Genomic DNA, 20,049 nt, shown 5'->3' with positions numbered 1-20,049 from the left:
TGAAAGTAGGTAATCGTCAGGCTCCCCCATTCCTCTGCATTCCATCGCAGTCGCTCAAAACCCCACCCGAAAAGTGGGGTTTTTTGCGTTTACGGGTCGCGCGGACGTGGCGGTGATTTATCGCGCTTTACACAGCTCGCATGATCGCGAAAGCACGTCAAGCGCGCGCAAAGACACGCTACATTTACGCAGTCTGCCGTGTGATTGTCGGCTGCGGCCACCTTTTCAACACAGCCTGGATACCGGTCTCAAACGGAGTTCTTCGACCGATATGCATGTCATTTAATGCAGTCGATGCGAGATGACAATCCTTCGGTCGAGGCGTTGCGTCCATGGGTTCATTTTGACAATGAAACTTGGCATCAACCCGCAACACCCGGGCGATGCAAGTGGCGATATCGAACTTTGTCATGGGTTCATCGCCGGACCAGTGAACTACGCCGTTCACAGGCGTGCCGGATTCATAGCGTTCCAACAGTTGCCGGATCACGATCGCCACATCTGGCGTAAAAGTCGGATATCGCGTAGCCCATCCATCCATGCTCACAGCAACACTGTCAACGGCTGACTTCGCAATCGCCGGCGCCAGACTGGTTACAGCCGACTCGCTCCAGTCTGTCACCGGCCCATAAAGCAGCGGCAGCCGCAAAACACAAGAACGGTCCATTGATCGCATCAACGCACGTTCACCTTCTAGCTTGCTCCGTCCGTAAGCATTAAGTGGCTTAGGCTCATCGTCGGGATGATAGGGCGGTCGAGTGCCATCAAATACGTAGTCAGTGGAGATCGACAGTACCCAAGCGCCAATTTCATTGGCAACAGCCCCGATAAAGCTCAACGCGTCTACATTCAACGCTCTTGCTAGCGAAGGATCGTTCTCGCATATATCCGGACGGCGTTCGGCTGCGGCTACGACGATGGCATCCGGTTTCTGCCCAGCAATAAAACTACGCACCGCTTCTTCGTCGCGGATATCAAGCTCGACGCTCTCCGCATCCACGTGACGATAGGCCGTCTGGACAACCTGCCATCGCGTCCGTTCGGCGAGTTCGCTGGAAATTGCCCGACCTAGCAGTCCGGACGAGCCGATCAAGACGACTCTGAAGTCAGCGCTCCCAATCTTCATGTTGTTTTTGCCGACAGGACAGGATAGCCGGCTTCGTCGATGGCTTCTTTAAGGTCATCGACCGTTTTGGATGAAGCCACTACAACCTTCCCTTGCTCGAGGTCAACCTGGACCTTGGCGGCCGCATCGATCTCCTGAATTGAGCGCGTCACAGCAGCAACACAATGCTGACAACTCATGCCTTCCACTTGAAATTCCGTCACGACGATTCCTTAGTTTGTCCTGCAAGAACGATCATGCTATACCTTCCCACTATTGGAAGGTGTAGAGTCCAGATAATATTTTGGAGATTAACGATGAACATTGGCGAAGCAGCGCGTGCGTCAGGTGTGACGGCCAAAATGATTCGATATTACGAGAGCGTCGGGCTACTGCCGCCGGTGGGACGGACCACCTCGGGCTATCGTGTCTACGGGACGCACGAGGTTCACGCGCTTCAGTTTGTTAGGCAAGCGCGTCGACTTGGATTCCTTGTTGAAGATATACGGAAGCTTCTGGCGCTATGGCAAGACCGAAAGCGCGCTAGCGCGGAAGTCAAAGCGATTGCGCTTGAGCACGTCGCAGAGCTGGACCGGCGAATCGCCGAGCTCACCAACATGCGCGAGACGTTGGCGCACTTGGCGGTCAATTGCCATGGCGATGATCGACCCAACTGTCCTATCCTTGAGCAACTGGCAGGCTGACAACGTTTGGTGCAAGCCGTACTGTGGGCCGCCGAAAAATGCACCATATCGGATCATATCACGGTCATAACTTCGTGCTATTTCCGAAAAACGCTAACGAATCAAAGCCTTGTACGGTCATAGTGCATGCACCATTCCAAAACAGAATGCACCCAATGCAAGCATTTCACTAACACCTGCTCAGCTCTTCCTCTATAATTCGGGTTAACCCTTTTGAGGGATATCCCTGACCCGAACCGCCGGGGATTCATTTGAAATCCTTGGAGAAAAAATCATGTTTGCATTCCTGCTCGAAAAAGTCAGCATCTGGTTTGAAACCGCCGAACGTAATCGTCGCGAAGAATATTTGGCGCAATCGTCGGATATCGTTCAGCTCGAAAAACGTATTCGTTCGCTGGAAACCGAAGGCTACTCGCTGTAAATTGCCGCCAGCAATCTGGCGGAGAATTGAACAAGCCCCGCATGCGGGGCTTTGTCGTTTTCAGCCTTCGACGATTATTTGCTTTGAGGGTGCGTTGCTAGCCATCGCTTCATGAACGCGATCTCTTTGTCTTGTGAAGCGATGATCTCTTTAGCCAGGGCGCGCAGCTTCGCGTCTTTCCCGTACTTGAGCTCGACTTTGGCCATCGCCACTGCTCCCTCGTGATGCGGAATCATGTGCGTTACAAAGTCGTGATCGGCGTTTCCGGTGTACTCGATGCCGGACATGCCCGACATCATCGAATGGTCGGCTGCCTGGAATGCCTTCGTTGCTTCGTCGGCGAGGCCGTTTTTCATGGCCGACATGTCCATGCCAGACATCGCGCCAGTGGGTGTTGATGCTTGAGCATAAGCAATTAGCATCGATACAGCGATAGACGCGACGAACGCAGCGATGCTCGCAACAAAGGTTTTCGAAAACTTCATTGAATCTCCTTAAGTGTCAGCTTCAAGAACGCTAGCCTAAGGCTTACCATCGCGGTAAGGTAAAGCGCTTTCATATGATTTGAATGGGTTTACGAAAAACAGCAGGCAATCAGGCATTTGACGCGGGGGCGCCATGAGCTTTAAAACGACGGTGATCGGGTATGCGGCGCCAGTGTGCGTAATGCTGATTTCCAGCGCAATGGTTGCGGATGCGTTCGCACAAGCAGGAGGACGGCCTCTCATCCTCAACACGCAAACCGGTATTCAAAGCGGCGCTGGAGGCACGGTTTTACAGACGGGGCCGCTAAATGAGCCGGGCATGGTTCCCGCGCGCCCGCTTGGAGCGCTGCCCGAAGTTCCGCAGCAGGAACAGCAGCCAATCATAGTTTCGCCATATATCGAAGTACAGCCTGGTGGGTACAACGGGGCGCAAGGGTATGGCATAGCGCCAAGCACGCAGTCTCGATCAGGCAACGCCGGAACAGGGACCAGCCGCGGACTGCGCTCGTCAGCATCGCATTCCGGTGGCTTGTACGGCGGGCCTCCTAGCGTTCAACCTAACGTGCATCCGCAGTCTCAACAACCGCGTGCGCGACCGCAAACCGCGGTATCTGTTGCGCCAGTATCGACCGCGACAGATCCGTCAACTATCGCAAGAACCGCCGGGGCCAAACCGAAGACTTCCGGTCGTTCCACCGATCCACACACGGCAACGGGTTCCGTCACATCCGCGCAATAGCGCATAGGTGTCGTTCAGTCGCCGCGATGCTCCAGCTTGAATGAAGCTTTACTGTCCTGGCCGAGTGCGTCGACCAGATAAGGGAGCGCCTCTTTCAGCTCTGCGGCCAGCGTGTACGGCGGATTCACGACAAACATTCCGCTACCGAACAAGCCGAAGCCATCGACTGGCGGCTTGCTCACGGTCAACGAAACATGCAGCCAGTTCTTCGGCTGAACGCGCTTTAGCTGATCGGCAAAACGCTGCGACTCCAAGCGCGTCACTTGCGGATACCAGACCGCGTAAGTTCCTGTCGCAAAGCGCTTCAGGCTCTCCTCAAGACAATTAAGCGTGCGTGCGTAGTCACGCTTGTCCTCGTACGACGGGTCGATGAGCACCAAGGCCCGGCGAGGTGGAGGCGGCAAAAGCTTGAGAATGCCGTCGAAACCATCGCCTTCGAAAAGCATCGCGCGGCGGCCGGCATCGCGGAAATTGTGACGCAACACATCGATTTCCGTTGAATGGAGTTCGAATAGGCGCATCCGGTCCTGCTCGCGCATGGTCCGCCACGCAAGGTAGGGCGAGCCGGGGTAAAACTGCAGCGTGCCGTCGGCATTGAGCGCCTTGACTTCCTTGACGTAGTCCTTCAGCAAGCCAGGCAGGTCGCGCTTGCCCCAAAGCTTGGCTATGCCGGTTTCATACTCGCCTGTTTTGGTCGCATAACCATCCGCAAGCGAATAAACGCCGGCGCCAGCGTGGGTATCGACATACCAGAACGCCTTGTCTTTCTGGCAAAGGTACTGCAGCAACTGCACGACGACCGCGTGTTTCAGCACGTCTGCGTGATTGCCTGCATGAAAGGCGTGTCGATAACTAAGCATGGCGATGAATGAACGGAGGCGAGAAACGAGAGGGAGCGGGGCAAAGCCAGCCAGATGAATACTTGTCGCCGAGGCCCAAACATATTTACCCCGACGGGTCGTTATTGTAGCTGACGAGGCCCGACGCCCCGTCGCAACTCACACGAACGCGTCGCCGACGATCTCCTCGATGCGCGCCTTGATTTCGGGCGTGATCTTTTTCACGATGTCGATCGCCTTCATGTTTTCGTGAATCTGTTCAACGCGCGACGCGCCGGTGATGACCGTGCTGACATGCGGATTCAACAAGATCCAGGCAAGGGAAAGTTGCGCGAGCGAACAGCTGAGCTGATCCGATACCTCGGCGAGCCGCCCGACAATATTGTTCGTGCCTTTATCCGTAAGCTTCTTCGATAACCACTCGTAACCCTGCAGTTTCGCGCGGCTGTCGGCGGGAACGCCATCTCGATACTTGCCAGTCAGCAATCCCGATGCAAGTGGGCTCCATGTCGTCAGCCCCAATCCGATGTCCTCATAAAGCCGCGCATATTCTTTTTCAACGCGCGTGCGATGCAGCAGGTTGTACTCCGGCTGTTCCATCACGGGCTTGTGCAGATGATGCCGGTCGGCAATGTCATAGGCGCTGCGGATCTCGTCGGCGCTCCACTCGGACGTGCCCCAATAAAGGGCCTTGCCGCGTGTGATGATGTCACTCATTGCGCAGACGGTCTCCTCGATCGGCGTGTGCGGATCCGGCCGATGACAGAAAACGAGATCGACATAATCGAGCTGCAGACGTGCAAGCGATCCGTCGATGGCGTTATGCAAGTACTTGCGATTGAGCGTTTGATGCTGGTTCGTCCCATCATTGAGGCCGAAGAAAAATTTGGTCGACACCACATAACTGACGCGCGGCCAGGCGAGTTCCTTCAATGCGCGGCCCATGATTTCTTCCGAAGCGCCTTTGGAATAGACCTCGGCGTTATCGAAGAAATTGACACCGTGGTCGCGCGCTGCAGCGAGCGATTCGCGTGCAGCCCGGTGATCGACTTGAGTGCCATAGGTCACCCACGAGCCGATCGACAATTCGCTGACCTGCAATCCGGAACGTCCAAGCCGACGATAGTTCATATGCGATATCTCCAGTTTCGGGTTTTTAGTAAGGCAAGCTGCGTCTCAAAGCTTAATCGGTTTTCGAAATCAACGCGGCGACGGGGCATCGTCCAGGTTCAAAGCGTACGGCGGCACGGCGGCGTCGAATAGCTGGCCGAATGGGGTACGAGGTGTCGAGAAGGTTGATTGGTGCGGATTTGCATGGTCTCATTGCGCTCAGTGATCAGGCATCGGTGCTTCGGCGTGTTACACGTCAAAGGAGTTTCAATGGCAGACAGGACGGATAGTGTTGACGGGCGTGCAAAGACAAAACGAGGGAAGGCAACGAGCGAGCCTCGCAAGGTGACGTTGCTCGATGTCGGGGAGTTGCCCGAAGCCACGGCATCAGGCGGAGCGATGAGGCTGCCGCCCTACGAAACCATTGCGTTGATGTTGCAAGGAGGCGGGGCGCTCGGCGCTTATCAGGGCGGTGTTTATCAAGGTTTGAACGAAGCGGGCATTCATCCGAACTGGATCGCGGGGATCTCGATCGGCGCGTTGAACACGGCGATCATCGCAGGTAACGCGCCGCAGGACCGCGTGCCACGTTTGCTCGAGTTTTGGAAAACGATTTGCCAGCCGGCCTTCATGCCACCGCTGCCAGCTTTCGTCGAGCACGCATTCTTCAATTCGACCGATGAAATCCGCAAAGCCTTCACTGCCATGCAGGCGACGAGCGCACTGGTGGAAGGGCAGAAAGGGTTTTTCATTCCGCGCTTTCCGCCACCGTCTCCACTAGCCGCGGGCGATCCCGGTACTGCCAGCTACTACGACACGCGGCCATTGAAGGCGACGCTCGAAGGCCTGTGCGATTTCGACCGGATCAATTCGCGGGAGACGCGGGTATCGGTGGGCGCGGTGAACGTGGCGACAGGAAACTTCGCGTATTTCGATAACACGCGCATGAAGCTGCGAGCGGAGCATTTCATGGCGTCAGGCGCGTTGCCGCCGGGTTTTGCCGCGGTCGAGATCGACGGCGAATACTTCTGGGATGGCGGACTCATGTCGAACACGCCGCTATACGAGATTGCTCAGGCTACGCCGCGTCGTGACACGCTCGCGTTCCAGGTCGACCTGTGGAGCGCGAAAGGTCCGGTGCCGGATAGCATTGTGGATGTGATGGGACGCGTGAAGGACGTGCAGTTTTCGAGTCGGACGAGGCTTGTGACGGACACCATGCAGCGTTCACAACGGTTCCGGAACGTCTTGCGGGAAGTGTTGGAGAAAGTGCCAATAGATGTTCGCAATAGCGATCCATGGTGCAAGGCGGCCGAGGAGTTGGCGTGTTCGAAGCGCTACAACGTGATCCACCTGATCTATCGGCACAAGGAATTCGAAGGGCATTACAAGGACTATCAATTCGGCTTGTCGACCATGCAGGAGCATTGGGAAAGTGGTTTAACCGATATTCGCGGCACTCTCAACCATCATGATTGGCTGGATATGCCGAAGAACGATTCTGGTTTCGTAACACACGATATCCATCGCGACGGGCCCTAAGTGGATCGGAGGCGCAAAAAAACAGCGCCCGGAAGGAGCGCTGTTTTTGGGTACCGCGCAAAAACAAACTTACTTCAATACGGTCGCAATGGCATTTGCCACGACTTCGAGGTTGCGCGTATTGAGTGCGGCAACGCAGATCCGGCCCGTGCCGACAGCGTAGATGCCGAACTCTTCACGGAGACGATCGACTTGCGGCGCAGTCAGGCCAGAGTAAGAAAACATACCGCGTTGCTTGTTGACGAAGCTGAAGTCGCGTTCTACGCCTGCTGCCTTGATCTGCTCGACCAGACCATTGCGCATTGCGCGAATGCGGTCGCGCATTTCACCGAGTTCCTGTTCCCACGTTGCTCGCAGTTCCGGCGATGCCAGGACAGCCGCCACCACCGATCCACCATGCGTAGGCGGGTTCGAATAGTTGGTGCGGATCACGCGCTTGAGTTGCGACAACACGCGGCCAGCTTCTTCTTTGCCGCTCGTGATGATCGACAACGCGCCGACGCGCTCGCCGTAGAGTGAAAACGACTTGGAGAACGAAGACGACACGAAGATGTTGATGTCGGACTTGGCAAACAGGCGCACGGCGGCTGCATCGGCGTCGATGTTTTCGCCGAAGCCTTGATATGCGATGTCGAGGAACGGCACGAGCGAACGCGCCTTGACCGTCGCCACGACTTGTTCCCATTGCGCCGGGGTCAGGTCGACGCCAGTCGGGTTGTGGCAGCACGCGTGCAGCACGACGACAGTACCTGCCGGATAGCTATTGAACGCTTCGAGCATGGCGTCGAACTTGACGCCATGCGTGGCCGCGTCGTAGTACGGATAGTTTAGGACTTCAAAACCGGCATATTCGAACAACGCGCGGTGGTTTTCCCAGCTCGGATCGCTGATGGCGACCTTGCCTGCCGGATTCAAGCGCTTCAGGAAGTCAGCGCCGAGCTTCAGCGCACCCGTTCCGCCGAGGGCCTGAGCCGTGATCACCCGGCCCTCCGCGATCAGCGGGGAGTCGTTGCCGAGCAGCAGTTTTTGCACGGCGGCGTCATATGCAGCGATGCCTTCCATGGGAAGGTAACCGCGCGGTGCGGCCAGTTCCACGCGTGCTTTTTCGGCTTCGCGGACGGCGCGCAGAAGCGGAATCTTGCCTTCTTCGTTGAAATACACGCCGACGCCGAGATTCACCTTGGTGCTGCGCGGATCGGCATTGAAGGCTTCGTTCAGACCCAGGATCGGATCACGGGGGGCAAGCTCGACGGCTGAGAAAAGGGACATGATTTATCGACGGTAGTGGGAAGGCATGCGCGGGCGTTCGGGATGGAAGTCGCGGCATGCTGTGCTTCGACCGCGCCGTTAAGAGTGAACAAAAAACTCCTTCCCATCGATGAAAACCCCAGTTCGGCATTGTAACGAATTGAGCGGCGCTTTTTTGCCCGGCAAAGCCGAAGAACAGCGGAAATTTGCGGTTTCAGATAGCGATTCCTGCGCCTTTCTGAAGAAACGGAACCACGCCGGCGCGACTTACCGATTTCGTGGTCGGATGCTTTCGGCCGCTAAAACAGACACTTGTGTTTCAACGCGAACGCCTCAAATGAAAAACATTGGGCAAACGCGTGAGAAGCGACGCGCGTAGCCCAGATCCGTCCAATATCCCCCGATCCGCCGTCAAGCTCGCTCCATCGTGAACCGCTAGAATGGATGTTTGCTCTCGGCCAAAGGCACCGTTTCCTCATGTCCGATACCCCGCTAATAGAAGCCGCAGAAACGCTCGACGAGTCGAAGTTTGTCACCTTCGAAGGCTCGCCGTTCCAGCTTTATCAACCGTATCCGCCCGCAGGCGATCAGCCGACAGCGATTGCCACGCTCGTGGAGGGGATCGAGGACGGCCTGTCGTTCCAGACGCTGCTCGGCGTAACCGGGTCCGGCAAGACGTTCACCATGGCGAACGTGATCGCGCGCATGGGACGTCCGGCGATCGTGTTTGCGCCGAATAAAACGCTCGCCGCGCAGTTGTACGCGGAGTTTCGCGAGTTTTTCCCGCGTAACGCCGTAGAGTATTTCGTTTCCTATTACGATTATTACCAGCCTGAAGCCTACGTTCCGCAGCGCGATCTGTTCATCGAAAAGGATTCATCGATCAACGAGCATATCGAGCAAATGCGGCTTTCCGCGACGAAAAGCCTGCTCGAGCGGCGCGACGTGGTGATCGTGGCAACGGTATCGGCGATTTACGGTATCGGTAATCCGTCGGAATATCACAAGATGATTCTGACGCTGCGTACTGGCGACAAGCTGGGCCAGCGCGACATCATTGCCCGGCTGATTGCGATGCAATACAACCGCAACGAAGCGGATTTCTCACGCGGCAGCTTTCGCGTGCGCGGCGATACCATCGATATCTTCCCGGCCGAACATGCCGAAATGGCGGTGCGAGTCGAGCTTTTCGACGACGAAATCGAGTCGATGCAGCTCTTCGATCCGCTCACAGGCCGCGTGCGCAACAAGATCCCGCGTTTCACCGTGTATCCGTCGTCCCATTATGTGACGCCGCGCGACACGGTCATGCGCGCAATCGAGACGATCAAGGCGGAATTGCGCGAGCGCCTCGAGTTTTTCCACAAGGACGGCAAGCTGGTCGAAGCGCAGCGGCTCGAGCAACGCACGCGTTTCGACCTGGAAATGCTGCAGGAACTCGGTTTCTGCAAAGGCATCGAGAATTATTCGCGGCATTTCTCGGGCGCGGCGCCCGGCGAGCCGCCGCCGACGCTCGTCGATTATTTGCCGCCCGATGCACTCATGTTGCTCGACGAATCGCATGTGCTGATCGGCCAGTTGAACGGCATGTACAACGGCGACCGGGCGCGCAAGGAGAATCTGGTCGATTACGGTTTCCGGATGCCGTCGGCGCTGGACAACCGACCGCTCAAGTTCAACGAGTTCGAACGCAAGATGCGCCAAGCGGTTTTTGTCTCGGCAACACCCGCCGATTACGAAAACAGGACGTCGGGGCAGGTCGCCGAACAACTTGTGCGTCCAACAGGTCTTGTCGATCCCGAAATCGAAGTGCGCCCGGCGCGCTCCCAGGTGGACGACGTTCTCGGCGAGATCAACGCTCGCGTGAAAGTGAACGAACGCGTGCTGGTCACGGTGCTGACCAAACGCATGGCCGAACAGCTGACCGAATTCCTGGCGGATCACGGCGTGAAGGTGCGTTATCTGCACAGCGATATCGATACCGTCGAGCGCGTTGAAATCATCCGCGACTTGCGCCTGGGGTCGTTCGACGTACTCGTCGGGATCAACTTGTTGCGAGAAGGGCTGGATATTCCCGAAGTGTCGCTGGTCGCAATTCTCGACGCCGACAAGGAAGGTTTCCTTCGCGCCGAACGCTCGCTGATCCAGACGATTGGCCGGGCGGCCCGGAATGTGAACGGCAAGGCGATCCTCTACGGCGACAACATCACGGATTCAATGAAGCGCGCTATCGGCGAAACCGAGCGGCGGCGTACCAAGCAGATCGCGCATAACCTCGCGATGGGGATTACGCCGCGCGGCGTGACGAAGCGGATCAAGGACATCATCGATGGCGTTTATAACGTCGACGATGCCCGCGCCGAGTTGAAGGAAGCGCAGACGCGCGCGAAGTTCGAAGATATGTCCGAAAAGCAGATTTCGAAGGAAATCAAGCGGCTCGAAAAACAAATGATGGATCACGCGAAAAACCTCGAATTCGAGAAAGCAGCGCAGACGCGCGACCAACTGTCGCTGCTGCGGCAGCGCGTTTTCGGCGCGAACGTAGGCGACCATCTTTGAGCCTTTCGTAGCGGGAGGAACAGCACAGCGGGCTTTGTAGCCCGCTGTTTTTATGTGCGGAAACGGGCGATAAAACCCGTCAAAACCCTTGCCGCTACAAGGCTTTGTTCGCTGCGGCGAATTGTTCGTCCTTTCGATCGGTGCTAAACTTCCCAATCATTGAGAATGGTTCGTATTAACTTTCGGCTCGCATTCTCATTCCTATTTTTTGAGTCAATGCTGGGGCGTTGGCGAAACAACTGTATCGGATCGGATGCATCGATCAATAACAACAAGGAGTTACGGATGAAGGTTTCAACTTTGGTACGCGGCTCGGTGGCCGCGGTCGCTCTTGCGGCAATGGCATTGGCTTCGGCTGCGGAATATCCGATCGGCAAGCAGAACATCCAGAACGGCATTGAAGTCGGCGCTGTTTATTTGCAGCCCATCACGATGGAACCGGAAGGCATGATGCGCAAGGCGTCGGATTCGGACATTCACCTCGAAGCCGACATCCACGCCGTCAAGAACAACCCGACGGGCTTCGCGGAAGGCGACTGGATGCCGTATCTCCAGGTCACGTACGAGCTGACCAAAGTTGGCACGACACAAAGCATCAAGGGCGACCTGATGGCCATGGTCGCGAGCGACGGCCCCCATTACGGCGACAACGTAAAACTCTTCGGCCCGGGCAAATACCATCTGAAACTCAACATTGCGCCGCCGATGCAAACCGGCCACATGGCGTTCGGCCGCCACGTCGACAAGGAAACCGGTGTGGGTCCGTGGTTCAAGCCGTACACCATCGAGTATGACTTCCCGTTCGCCGGCATCGGCAAGAAGGGTGGTTACTAAGGCCGTCTAGTTGTACTCAGGCGTCCGGCTGAACTCGTACGGTTTGCCGGACACCGCAGCCAGGAAGGATGCATGAAACGTAAATACAGATTGATCGCGGCGTCGCTGGCGATCACTGCAGGTTGGGTTGCCAGCGCGGCGTCAGCGCAAGCCGCCGACCTCCCGACATTCAAGCTCGAAATGAATGACGGCAAGCTGAATCCCGCGCGTATCGAAGTGCCGGCGGGCGTGCGCTTCAAGATCGAAGTGCACAACATTGGGAAGGGCGCTGCGGAGTTCGAAAGTATTCAGTTGCGCAAGGAGAAGGTGCTTGCTCCGGGCGCTGATTCTTTCGTGGTGATTGCGCCGCTGGACAAGGGCGAATACAAGTTTTTCGACGATTTCCACCAGTCGGCGCAAGGCGTCATTGTTGCGAAGTAATGGTTGCATCGGCTAGTTAAGCGGGAGAGAAGGTAATGGGTCAGGTTCTTTTCATCGTGTGGCGGGAGAGTGTCGAGGCGCTGCTGGTCGTCGGCATCCTGTACGCATGGCTGAAAAATGGCGATGCCGACGCGCGTCGCGGTATCCCGTATCTGTGGGCCGGCGTGGTGATCGGCTTGCTGGCCGCCGTGGCGCTGGGCGCGGCGCTCGTGGGTTTCACCGAAGTGTTGTCGGGCGACGCGCAGGATTATTTCCAGACCGGCATGGTGCTGGTGGCGTGTGTGCTGATCGTGCAGATGGTGCTGTGGATGAAGCACCACGGGCGATCGATGAAACGCGACATGGAAGCGTCGCTGCAAAAGAGCAAGCAGGGCGCGAACTGGTGGGGCGTGACGCTGTTGGTTGCGCTCGCTATTGCACGCGAAGGCAGCGAGACGGTGATTTTCCTTTACGGCCTGGGTTTCGGCCAGTCGGGACATGTCGATACCGCGCAGTATCTCGCCGTCGTGATCGGCCTTGGACTGGCCTTCCTCACGTTTTACCTGCTGCAACTCGGCGGCAAGATCTTCTCGTGGCGCCTGTTTTTCCGCGTTACCGAAATCATGTTGCTGTTCCTTGCAGCCGGCTTGTTCGAGAGCGGCGTGGACAAGTTGATCGACAAGGAAATCCTGCCTGTCGTCGTGAATCAGGTCTGGAATACGTCCTGGCTTCTCGATGACTCCAGCACGTTCGGCTCGCTCGTTGCGACGCTCACGGGATATCGCGCGCATCCGGCCGGCATGAACCTGATTGCGTACGCGGTGTACTGGGCCGTGATCTTCCTTCTGCTGCGCCGTTCCAAGAACCGCATGGCGCAAAAATCGGCGAGACGTCCAGCATGAGCGATGTATTGAATCGGCCCGGCCGGCTGCAACAAGCCGGGCAATGGATGCAACAGCACGGCAGCATAATCCGCGGAATCCAGTGGGTCGTGGTGCTGTTCTATGCATTCCTGATTCTTGTTCCTGCTGTGATGCCATTGCCGGATAACACGGCGCATATCTGGAACAACCTCACGGTCGCGGCGCAGTTCGTGTTTTGGGGCATCTGGTGGCCGTTCGTATTGTTGTCCATGGTGATGCTCGGCCGCGTATGGTGCGGCGTGTTATGTCCCGAAGGCGCGCTGACCGAGTTCGCGAGCAAGTTCGGGCGCGGCTGGGCGATACCGCGCTGGTTGCGCTGGGGCGGCTGGCCGTTCGTGGCGTTTGGCATCACGACCATCTACGGCCAGATGGTCAGCGTGTATCAATATCCGAAAGCTGTCTTGCTGGTGCTGGGCGGATCGACTGTCGGCGCAATGATCATCGGCGTGTTGTACGGGCGCGAGAAGCGCGTCTGGTGCAAATACCTGTGTCCGGTGAATGGCGTGTTTTCGTTGCTGGCGCGGCTCGCGCCGTTTCATTACAAGGTCAACGAGGACGCGTGGCGCAAGTCGTATAAAGAAGGCGAGCATGGGCACAGGGTGATTCCGGTGAACTGTGCGCCGCTCGTGCCGCTGCGGGCCATGAAGGGCGCATCGGATTGTCATATGTGCGGACGTTGCAGCGGACATCGCGATGCGATCTCGCTGACGTGGCGCTCACCTTCGTCCGAGATCGTCAAGCTCGGCGACAAGCAAGCCAATCCGTGGGACACGGCGCTGGTTTTGTACGGCTTGCTAGGAATCGCGATCGGCGCGTTTCACTGGACCGTGAGTCCGTGGTTCGTCCAGCTGAAGCAGTTCTTCGCGAGCTGGCTGATCGACCACAACATCCTCTGGCCGCTCGATACCAACGCGCCGTGGTTCCTTTTTACGCATTATCCGGAGCAGAACGACGTTTTCTCGTGGCTCGACGGAAGCATGGTGATTGGATATATCGTCGTGACCGGGCTGGTTTATGGCACCGCGCTGCTGGGTTTGCTCGCAGCCGGCACGCGCACCCTCGGGCACTTCGAGTTCAAGCGGCTGCATCATTTGACGCAAGCGTTGATTCCTGTGGCCGGCGTGGGCGTATTCCTGGGTTTGTCGGCGACTACGGTTTCCCTGTTGCGCGCCGAACACGTGCCGCTCTGGTGGGTCACCGACATGCGCCTGGGTTTGCTCGGCGTCGCAAATCTCTGGAGTGCGTGGCTGGCATGGCGGGTCATCGGACGGTATGTTCCCGGTCGCATGATGCCGCGTGGCTTGACCGCGATGCTGTGGTTTATCGTGGCACTGGCTGTTGTCGATAGCGCCTGGTACCTGATGTTCTGGGGCTTCTCGCGGTAACCTTGCGGGTATTCGCAATTGCAACCTGGAGGTGACACATGAGAACCAAACCCGCATTGACCGATGAAGACGTAAAGATCATCGCAGCGGCTGCCGAAGCGCACGCGCTCGCGAACAAGTGGAACGTGACGATTGCCATTGTCGATGAAGGCGGGCATTTGCTGCATCTCCATCGGCTCGATGGTGCTGGCGCGAGCACAGCCGAGATGGCGACGGGCAAAGCACGCACTGCGGCTGTCGGACGTCGCGAAACGAAACTTTACGAAGACATGATCAAGCAGGGCCGCGTCGCATTCCTGAGCGCGCCGATGACCGCGATGCTCGAAGGCGGCGTGCCGATCATGGTCGGCGCCGACATGGTCGGGGCGGTCGGCGTTTCGGGCGTGAAGTCGGATCAGGATGCGGCAGTGGCGAAGGCGGGTATTGCAGCGTTGGGTATCGAAAACGTCTGATTTGCCAGCTCGTTCGAATAAAAAAAGCACGTTTCCATTCGGAACGTGCTTTTTGCTTTATTGGTGGCGCTTTGGCGCGCACTCGATGGGAACCAAAAAAAGCGGCTTCGCTGGCTATCGACGACTGGCTGGTGTTTGCACGAAGGGGTCTAAATTCTCGCGTGCAAGCCGTCATGGCTGGCTATTGCCAAACACCTCTCAGGGAGGTGGTCCCCACAATACCTGGTACTGAAATTCGGTCTAGCGTGTTACTTCGTGAGAATCAGCTTACCGAGCCGCGTGGCGCGCAGCTGATACGTCTCGCCGTTATGCATGATGCTGATGTGACTCTGACCTTGCAGCAGCGTATCGCTACGCAGCGTGCGTTCGCTACTCTCTGCGGAAACAGTCGAAGCCGGACGCGCCGTAGTCACGGCGGCAGTACGCGGCCGCGCGATGGTCGCCGCGGCGGAACGCTCGACCGGGCGACGCAGCCGAAGCGTGTTGGAGCGCAGGATGTCGGTCATGTCGAGAAGTCCGGTCGTTGAGTCGATGGATTAATCTTAATGATAACCATTCTTATTTGCAACAACGATGTCTTCATCGATTTTAGGTTTTGATAGTCAACGGCTTTCTATCGAAACGTTGTTGCACTTCTAATGCAGTGGCCCTTCGAGTTTGTCGCCGTGCGCGAACTGGCGAATCAGCCTGACCGTATCGATATCCGCTTCCCGATACGCCGACTTCACGATCTCCTGCGTTTGCAGGGCGTCGGGACTGGCGTTGGGATCATCGGCCACGAGAAGGGTGGTTGCGTAGGTAAAGCGCAGGAATAGCTGAAGCTCGTCCGGCTGTTCAATAGCCATGGTCAGCGAGCCGCCCACGTGCTCGGCCGTTGGCAGAATGTCGTAGCGCACGCTGCTTTCGGGGATGAAAGTCACGCGGTCACGCACGCGCGCCTGACCATAGTGCAATTCGCGTTCGATTACATCGCCGTCGCGGGACAGGATCGCGCATCGATCAAGCCCGATCACGAACAATTGTGGCTGTTCTGCGCGCAGCACGAGCCCTTGCCAGACCTGCTCGCGCGTCATGGCCGTAACGAACGGGTTGAGCGGGTCGTTGATCTGGATGAGGTGTTCGAAATTCAAAACGACGTTTTCCTTGAGGTGATCGGTGAATTTATTGACGGCGTGCGTTCAAGCGGGCGTGAGCCCGGAGTTGATCGCGATCGAACCGGACAGGATCTTGTGCACAGGGCATGCATTCGCGATTTGCAAAAGACGTTCCCGCTGAGTGTCATCCAGCTCGCCCGTCAGCTTGATCTGACGGTCTATCACCGTAGCTTCCGGCGGGGTGGACTGGTAGGTAAGCGTGACGTGCACGGCTTCCAGCGGCCAGCCCTTGTGCTTGGCGTACATCTTGAGCGTGATCGATGTGCATGCGCCCAGGCTTGAAAGCAGCAGGCCATGTGGCGTCGGGCCGGTATCGGCGCCGCCGTGTGACGCGGGTTCATCGCCGAGCCATTCATGCTTGCCGTCGCTCAAGGCGACCTGGAAATCCTCGGCGCCAATGCTGGCGCTGACAACCGGCGACACAAACTTTTCGGACATGCGGTACTCCGTGTGAATGGGACGGGTGGCGCGCGAATATGCAGACGATAAAACAACGCGGCACGAAGGACTATTGTGACGCAAATAGTGTCCTTCGTGCCGCGCCGGTGAAACGTACGCCTGAGTGGTCCGGTCAGTGGTTGATTGCGCCCATCCGGCCTGCCTGATAGTCCACCACGGCCTGACGAATCTCATCTTCCGTGTTCATTACGAAAGGACCGTAGCGCACCACAGGCTCTTTCAGCGGCACACCGCCCAGCAGCAGCAATTCGAGCGGTTCTTCGCCGGCGGTGAAGGTGACGGTTTCGCCATCGTCCGCAAAAACGATCATCTGCCGCGCCTTGACCGGCTGTTTATCGGAGCCGTAAAAGCCATCGCCTGACAACGCATAACCGAACACGCGAAAATCCTTCGGCACCGGCTGCACGACCGATGCACCCGGTTGCAGCGAGAAATGCTGATAAAGAATTGGCGTGCGCGTTTCGATAGCCGCCTTCACGCCCAGCGCTTCCCCGGCGATAACCTTCACGCGCACACGCCCGTCGTCGCTCTTACCAACCGGAATGCTCGCCGATGAAATCTCCTGATAATGCGGCGCAATCATCTTGTCGCGCTTAGGCAGATTCACCCAAAGCTGCAGCCCGTGCACACGGCCGCCAGTGCGTGTGAATTCCGGATCGGGCATTTCGCTGTGAACCACGCCGGAACCCGCGGTCATCCATTGCACATCGCCTTCACGCAAGGTGCCCGAATGTCCGGCCGAGTCCTTGTGGCCGAACTGGCCTTCGAGCACATACGTGACGGTCTCGAACCCGCGATGCGGATGATCCGGCGCGCCTTTGGCCTCACCCGGCGCGTAATCGACGGGTCCCATTTCGTCGAGCAGCAGAAACGGATCGAAGTCCATCAAAAGACGCGTTGGAAACGGCCGATGCACGACAAAACCGCCGCCTTCCACCGTGCGGATCGCCGGGATGGTGCTTTCGATACTGCGTGTGGTGTCCATTTTCGTCCTCGCCTCAGTCGATCAACAGTGGGCGCCAAGTCATCGATTAGCGCCAAATTTAAAACATGGAGCTATTATATGGAGCGTATTTCGGAGAAAAAGCCGTCCATCCGCAATGGATTGTCCTACCACTGAAACAACCGCTTTATTTACCTCGCGCTCGCATGAAACCTGACTCGCACGACCTCAACGATCTGATGTACTTCTCGTACGTTGTCGAACACGGCGGGTTTTCGGCGGCTGAGCGTGTGCTGGGCATTTCGAAGTCGCGTTTGTCGCGGCGGGTGTCGGAACTAGAAACGTCGCTCGGCGTGCGGCTGATGCAACGGTCCACGCGCAAGCTCGCGCTGACCGAAGCCGGGCAACTTTTCTATCAGCATTGCAAGGGCATGCTCGCCGAGGCGCAAGCGGCCGTCGATGTCGTCCACAGCCTTCGGGATTCACCGCGCGGCAGCGTGCGCGTGAGCGTGCCCGTGACCATCGCGCAGACGTTTTTATCGGAGGTGATTCCTGATTTCCTGCATCGATTCCCCGAAGTCCGCGTGGTCATGAGCGTGACGAACCGGGTGATCGACCTGTTCGAAGATCCCGTCGATGTCGCCCTGCGCGTGCGTTCCGAGCCGCCGGTCAATTCCACTATCGTCGCGCGGCCGCTGTGGCGAACGGAGCAGATGCTGGTCGCGGCGCCGTCGCTGCTCAAGCCCAATGCGCCGCCGATCGTGCCCTCGGAGCTGGCACAGTTCGATACCATCGATGTTCCCTCGAGCGACGGCCGCCACGTGTTCCGGATGATCGCCCCCGACGGCACACGCCACGAGTTCGAACACGAGCCGCGCCTGGTCACGGCGGACCTGGGCATGATCCGCGAGGCCGTGTTGCGCGGCGTCGGCATCGCGGCGTTGCCGGAAATGTTGTACGGCGCTGCGCTGCGCACTGGCCAGATGTCGCCGGTCATGCCGGGCTGGACGTTTCCTACGCCGCAGTTGTATGCGGTATTTTTATCGCGACAAGGCATGGTTCCGGCGATTCGCGCTTTCGTAGACTTTCTGGTCGAGTCAATCAATGACGGCGATCGCTTCCCGGGAGAATGTCCTCTTCCGGTTGAGCGCACTCACGAAACAGTTTGACTAAACGCGGTGTGATCGCAAGTTTCTGACATTGAAGCATGCGCTTGCGATGCAGAGATTCAATCGGCGTGCGCTTGAACGGGTGGTATCCCGACGCTATATTGAAATCTCTTCGCTAAGGAGCTGCTTATGCGAAAACTCACGGCCACTTTTATAGTAGGCCTGATAGGGCTAATCGCGCTGTCCGTGTCGAGCACGGCTGTCGCATGTGGCGATGCCGCGGGATCGGGCTACTCGGCCCCAAAGTAACCGCTAGCCCGAATGTGCCGCGCGCACACAAAAAAAGGCCTTCATCATGGTGATGAAGGCCTTTTACTTTGTGGCGCGTAAAACTTATTCTGCGGCGGCTTTCGGCTCGGTCACAAAACCAATCTTCGATAAACCGCCGCCTTGCGCGGCCGACATCACGTCGGCGACACGTTCATACGGCACCTTCCGGTCCGCGCGCAAACGCAACTCGGGCTGCGGCGTCTGTTTCGATGCATCGGCGATCCGCGCTTGCAGGGCGTTATCGTCGACTTTCTGGTCGTTCCAGAGCACCGTGCCGTCCGCTTCCACGGCGACGTCCACGTGCGCCGGCTTGGTGTCCTGCGGCTGGCTGCTGGCCTTGGGCAAATCGATTTTCACCGCGTGGTTGATCGCGGGAATCGTGACGAGAAAGATGATCAGGAGAACGAGCATGACGTCGACGAGCGGCGTCATGTTGATCTCGCTCATCATGCCGTCGTCCTCGTCGCTGGAAAAAGGGCTCATGGCCATGACGACGTCCCCTTAGCTCACACGCGATGCAGGCTTGACACCCGACGGCGTGCTTGCTTGTTGCGTGGCGAGGCGCAGGCCGTCGCCGCGTTTGCTCGATGCGAGCTTGGTGCCCGTCACGAAGAACGCGTGCAGGCCGTGCGCAAAGCGGTTCAGCTTCGTCACAATCGCCTTGTTCCAGCGCGTCAGCGCGTTATAACCGAGCACGGCCGGAATCGCGACGAACAGGCCGAACGCCGTCATGATCAGCGATTCGCCAACCGGTCCCGCAACTTGATCGATGGACGTCTGCCCCGTTGCACCGATGGTCAGCAGCGCGTGATAAATCCCCCACACCGTGCCGAACAAGCCGACGAACGGCGCGGTGCTGCCAATCGATGCGAGCACGGCAAGACCCGCTTGCATGCGGCCGACACCTTCGTCCATGGTGTCTTTGAGGCAGCGCGTGATCCAGTCCGATACATCCATGCGGTCGTGCAGATGCGGTTGCGTCTGGTGATGATGATCGGCGGCGTCCTGGCCCGAAAGCGCAAGCGCGAGAAAGGGGTTGTCCTGCGTTTTGGCCGAATGATTACTGAGCTTCTTGATGCCGTCGGCGAAATCGTCGGAATGCCAGAACGCCTGCTCGGCGTTTTTCGTGAGGCGCTTCAGGCGCAGCACGTTCAGGCCTTTCACCACGATCACGGTCCACGACAGCACCGACATGATCGCCAGCGCGAGCGCGATGCCTCGCGTTACGAAATCCCCTTGTGCCCAGACGTGGGCCAAACCATAGCTTTGCATTGCAGTTCCTGTAGATATCTAAAAATTAGGTCGGATC

Annotated in this window: 22 protein-coding genes; 10 read left to right on the top strand and 12 right to left on the bottom strand. The window is 57.8% G+C overall.

What is annotated here, in order from left to right; genetic code table 11:
- Positions 1–184: 184 nt before the first annotated feature.
- Positions 185–1,126 (bottom strand): dTDP-4-dehydrorhamnose reductase family protein, encoded by a 942-nt coding sequence (locus tag ASG35_RS25855; protein WP_056364355.1) that lies wholly within the window; start codon positions 1,124–1,126, stop codon positions 185–187.
- The gene (locus tag ASG35_RS25850) at positions 1,123–1,329 is read right to left on the bottom strand and encodes a heavy-metal-associated domain-containing protein (RefSeq protein ID WP_082508611.1); all 207 of its coding nucleotides are present in this window, start codon (positions 1,327–1,329) and stop codon (positions 1,123–1,125) included. The genes ASG35_RS25855 and ASG35_RS25850 overlap by 4 nt, the downstream gene beginning before the upstream one ends.
- Positions 1,330–1,422: 93 nt before the next feature.
- Between ASG35_RS25850 and cueR the strand changes: the two genes are divergently transcribed.
- Complete coding sequence (gene cueR / locus ASG35_RS25845; protein ID WP_056364352.1) at positions 1,423–1,809, top strand: Cu(I)-responsive transcriptional regulator; 387 nt, start codon at positions 1,423–1,425, stop codon at positions 1,807–1,809.
- A gap of 274 nt (positions 1,810–2,083) precedes the next feature.
- A complete protein-coding gene (locus ASG35_RS31655) occupies positions 2,084–2,230 on the top strand; it encodes a DUF3563 family protein (RefSeq protein WP_087882081.1) in 147 nt (48 codons plus the stop codon).
- Positions 2,231–2,304: 74 nt separating this feature from the next.
- On the opposite strand, the gene copM is transcribed toward ASG35_RS31655, so the two are convergent.
- The 3 genes from copM to ASG35_RS25830 form a co-directional block, all read right to left on the bottom strand.
- Positions 2,305–2,715, bottom strand: coding sequence for a CopM family metallochaperone (gene copM, locus ASG35_RS25840; protein WP_056364348.1), 411 nt, complete (start codon positions 2,713–2,715; stop codon positions 2,305–2,307).
- 753 nt (positions 2,716–3,468) lie between these two features.
- The gene (locus tag ASG35_RS25835) at positions 3,469–4,314 is read right to left on the bottom strand and encodes a 23S rRNA (adenine(2030)-N(6))-methyltransferase RlmJ (protein WP_056364346.1); all 846 of its coding nucleotides are present in this window, start codon (positions 4,312–4,314) and stop codon (positions 3,469–3,471) included.
- A 138-nt stretch (positions 4,315–4,452) separates the two neighbouring features.
- A complete protein-coding gene (locus ASG35_RS25830) occupies positions 4,453–5,424 on the bottom strand; it encodes a potassium channel beta subunit family protein (RefSeq protein WP_056364344.1) in 972 nt (323 codons plus the stop codon).
- Positions 5,425–5,802: 378 nt separating this feature from the next.
- Between ASG35_RS25830 and ASG35_RS25825 the strand changes: the two genes are divergently transcribed.
- Positions 5,803–6,945 (top strand): DUF3734 domain-containing protein, encoded by a 1,143-nt coding sequence (locus ASG35_RS25825; RefSeq protein WP_082508627.1) that lies wholly within the window; start codon positions 5,803–5,805, stop codon positions 6,943–6,945.
- A gap of 69 nt (positions 6,946–7,014) precedes the next feature.
- Here ASG35_RS25825 and ASG35_RS25820 read toward each other — a convergent pair whose 3' ends face one another.
- Positions 7,015–8,214 (bottom strand): amino acid aminotransferase, encoded by a 1,200-nt coding sequence (locus tag ASG35_RS25820; protein ID WP_056364340.1) that lies wholly within the window; start codon positions 8,212–8,214, stop codon positions 7,015–7,017.
- A gap of 456 nt (positions 8,215–8,670) precedes the next feature.
- Here ASG35_RS25820 and uvrB point away from each other — a divergent pair, with 456 nt between their 5' ends.
- From uvrB to ASG35_RS25790, 6 genes are all read left to right on the top strand, one after another.
- Positions 8,671–10,752 (top strand): excinuclease ABC subunit UvrB, encoded by a 2,082-nt coding sequence (gene uvrB / locus ASG35_RS25815; RefSeq protein ID WP_056364338.1) that lies wholly within the window; start codon positions 8,671–8,673, stop codon positions 10,750–10,752.
- Positions 10,753–11,037: 285 nt separating this feature from the next.
- Positions 11,038–11,586: an iron transporter gene (locus ASG35_RS25810; RefSeq protein WP_056364665.1), complete on the top strand. Its 549-nt coding sequence runs from the start codon at positions 11,038–11,040 to the stop codon at positions 11,584–11,586.
- Positions 11,587–11,658: 72 nt separating this feature from the next.
- Positions 11,659–12,006 (top strand): cupredoxin domain-containing protein, encoded by a 348-nt coding sequence (locus ASG35_RS25805; protein ID WP_056364336.1) that lies wholly within the window; start codon positions 11,659–11,661, stop codon positions 12,004–12,006.
- Between the two features lie 35 nt (positions 12,007–12,041).
- A complete protein-coding gene (locus ASG35_RS25800) occupies positions 12,042–12,887 on the top strand; it encodes an FTR1 family iron permease (protein ID WP_056364332.1) in 846 nt (281 codons plus the stop codon).
- Positions 12,884–14,293 carry a 4Fe-4S binding protein gene (locus tag ASG35_RS25795; RefSeq protein WP_200945783.1) on the top strand — a complete coding sequence of 470 codons (1,410 nt, stop codon included), beginning with the start codon at positions 12,884–12,886 and terminating at the stop codon, positions 14,291–14,293. The genes ASG35_RS25800 and ASG35_RS25795 overlap by 4 nt, the downstream gene beginning before the upstream one ends.
- A 38-nt stretch (positions 14,294–14,331) precedes the next feature.
- Positions 14,332–14,745 (top strand): GlcG/HbpS family heme-binding protein, encoded by a 414-nt coding sequence (locus ASG35_RS25790; RefSeq protein ID WP_056364330.1) that lies wholly within the window; start codon positions 14,332–14,334, stop codon positions 14,743–14,745.
- 248 nt (positions 14,746–14,993) lie between these two features.
- Here ASG35_RS25790 and hemP read toward each other — a convergent pair whose 3' ends face one another.
- From hemP to ASG35_RS25770, 4 genes are all read right to left on the bottom strand, one after another.
- A complete protein-coding gene (gene hemP / locus ASG35_RS25785; RefSeq protein WP_056364328.1) occupies positions 14,994–15,251 on the bottom strand; it encodes a hemin uptake protein HemP in 258 nt (85 codons plus the stop codon).
- 129 nt (positions 15,252–15,380) lie between these two features.
- Positions 15,381–15,875, bottom strand: a complete 495-nt coding sequence (locus ASG35_RS25780; RefSeq protein WP_056364326.1) for an SRPBCC family protein — start codon at positions 15,873–15,875, stop codon at positions 15,381–15,383.
- A gap of 48 nt (positions 15,876–15,923) precedes the next feature.
- The gene (locus ASG35_RS25775; protein ID WP_056364324.1) at positions 15,924–16,337 is read right to left on the bottom strand and encodes an OsmC family protein; all 414 of its coding nucleotides are present in this window, start codon (positions 16,335–16,337) and stop codon (positions 15,924–15,926) included.
- A 133-nt stretch (positions 16,338–16,470) separates the two neighbouring features.
- Positions 16,471–17,343 carry a pirin family protein gene (locus ASG35_RS25770; RefSeq protein WP_056364322.1) on the bottom strand — a complete coding sequence of 291 codons (873 nt, stop codon included), beginning with the start codon at positions 17,341–17,343 and terminating at the stop codon, positions 16,471–16,473.
- Between the two features lie 164 nt (positions 17,344–17,507).
- Here ASG35_RS25770 and ASG35_RS25765 point away from each other — a divergent pair, with 164 nt between their 5' ends.
- The gene (locus tag ASG35_RS25765) at positions 17,508–18,470 is read left to right on the top strand and encodes a LysR substrate-binding domain-containing protein (RefSeq protein ID WP_056364320.1); all 963 of its coding nucleotides are present in this window, start codon (positions 17,508–17,510) and stop codon (positions 18,468–18,470) included.
- A 333-nt stretch (positions 18,471–18,803) separates the two neighbouring features.
- Here the strand turns inward: ASG35_RS25765 and ASG35_RS25760 are convergent, their stop codons facing one another.
- Together ASG35_RS25760 and ASG35_RS25755 are read right to left on the bottom strand one after the other, a co-directional pair.
- The gene (locus ASG35_RS25760) at positions 18,804–19,229 is read right to left on the bottom strand and encodes an ExbD/TolR family protein (RefSeq protein ID WP_056364318.1); all 426 of its coding nucleotides are present in this window, start codon (positions 19,227–19,229) and stop codon (positions 18,804–18,806) included.
- 12 nt (positions 19,230–19,241) lie between these two features.
- Complete coding sequence (locus tag ASG35_RS25755; RefSeq protein WP_056364315.1) at positions 19,242–20,012, bottom strand: MotA/TolQ/ExbB proton channel family protein; 771 nt, start codon at positions 20,010–20,012, stop codon at positions 19,242–19,244.
- Between the last annotated feature and the right edge of the window lie 37 nt (positions 20,013–20,049).

It is taken from the genome of Burkholderia sp. Leaf177 (assembly GCF_001424345.1).
GTDB lineage: Bacteria > Pseudomonadota > Gammaproteobacteria > Burkholderiales > Burkholderiaceae > Caballeronia.
Note: the sequence above shows the minus strand (reverse complement) of the source record. Positions and strands in the feature narration are given on the sequence as shown.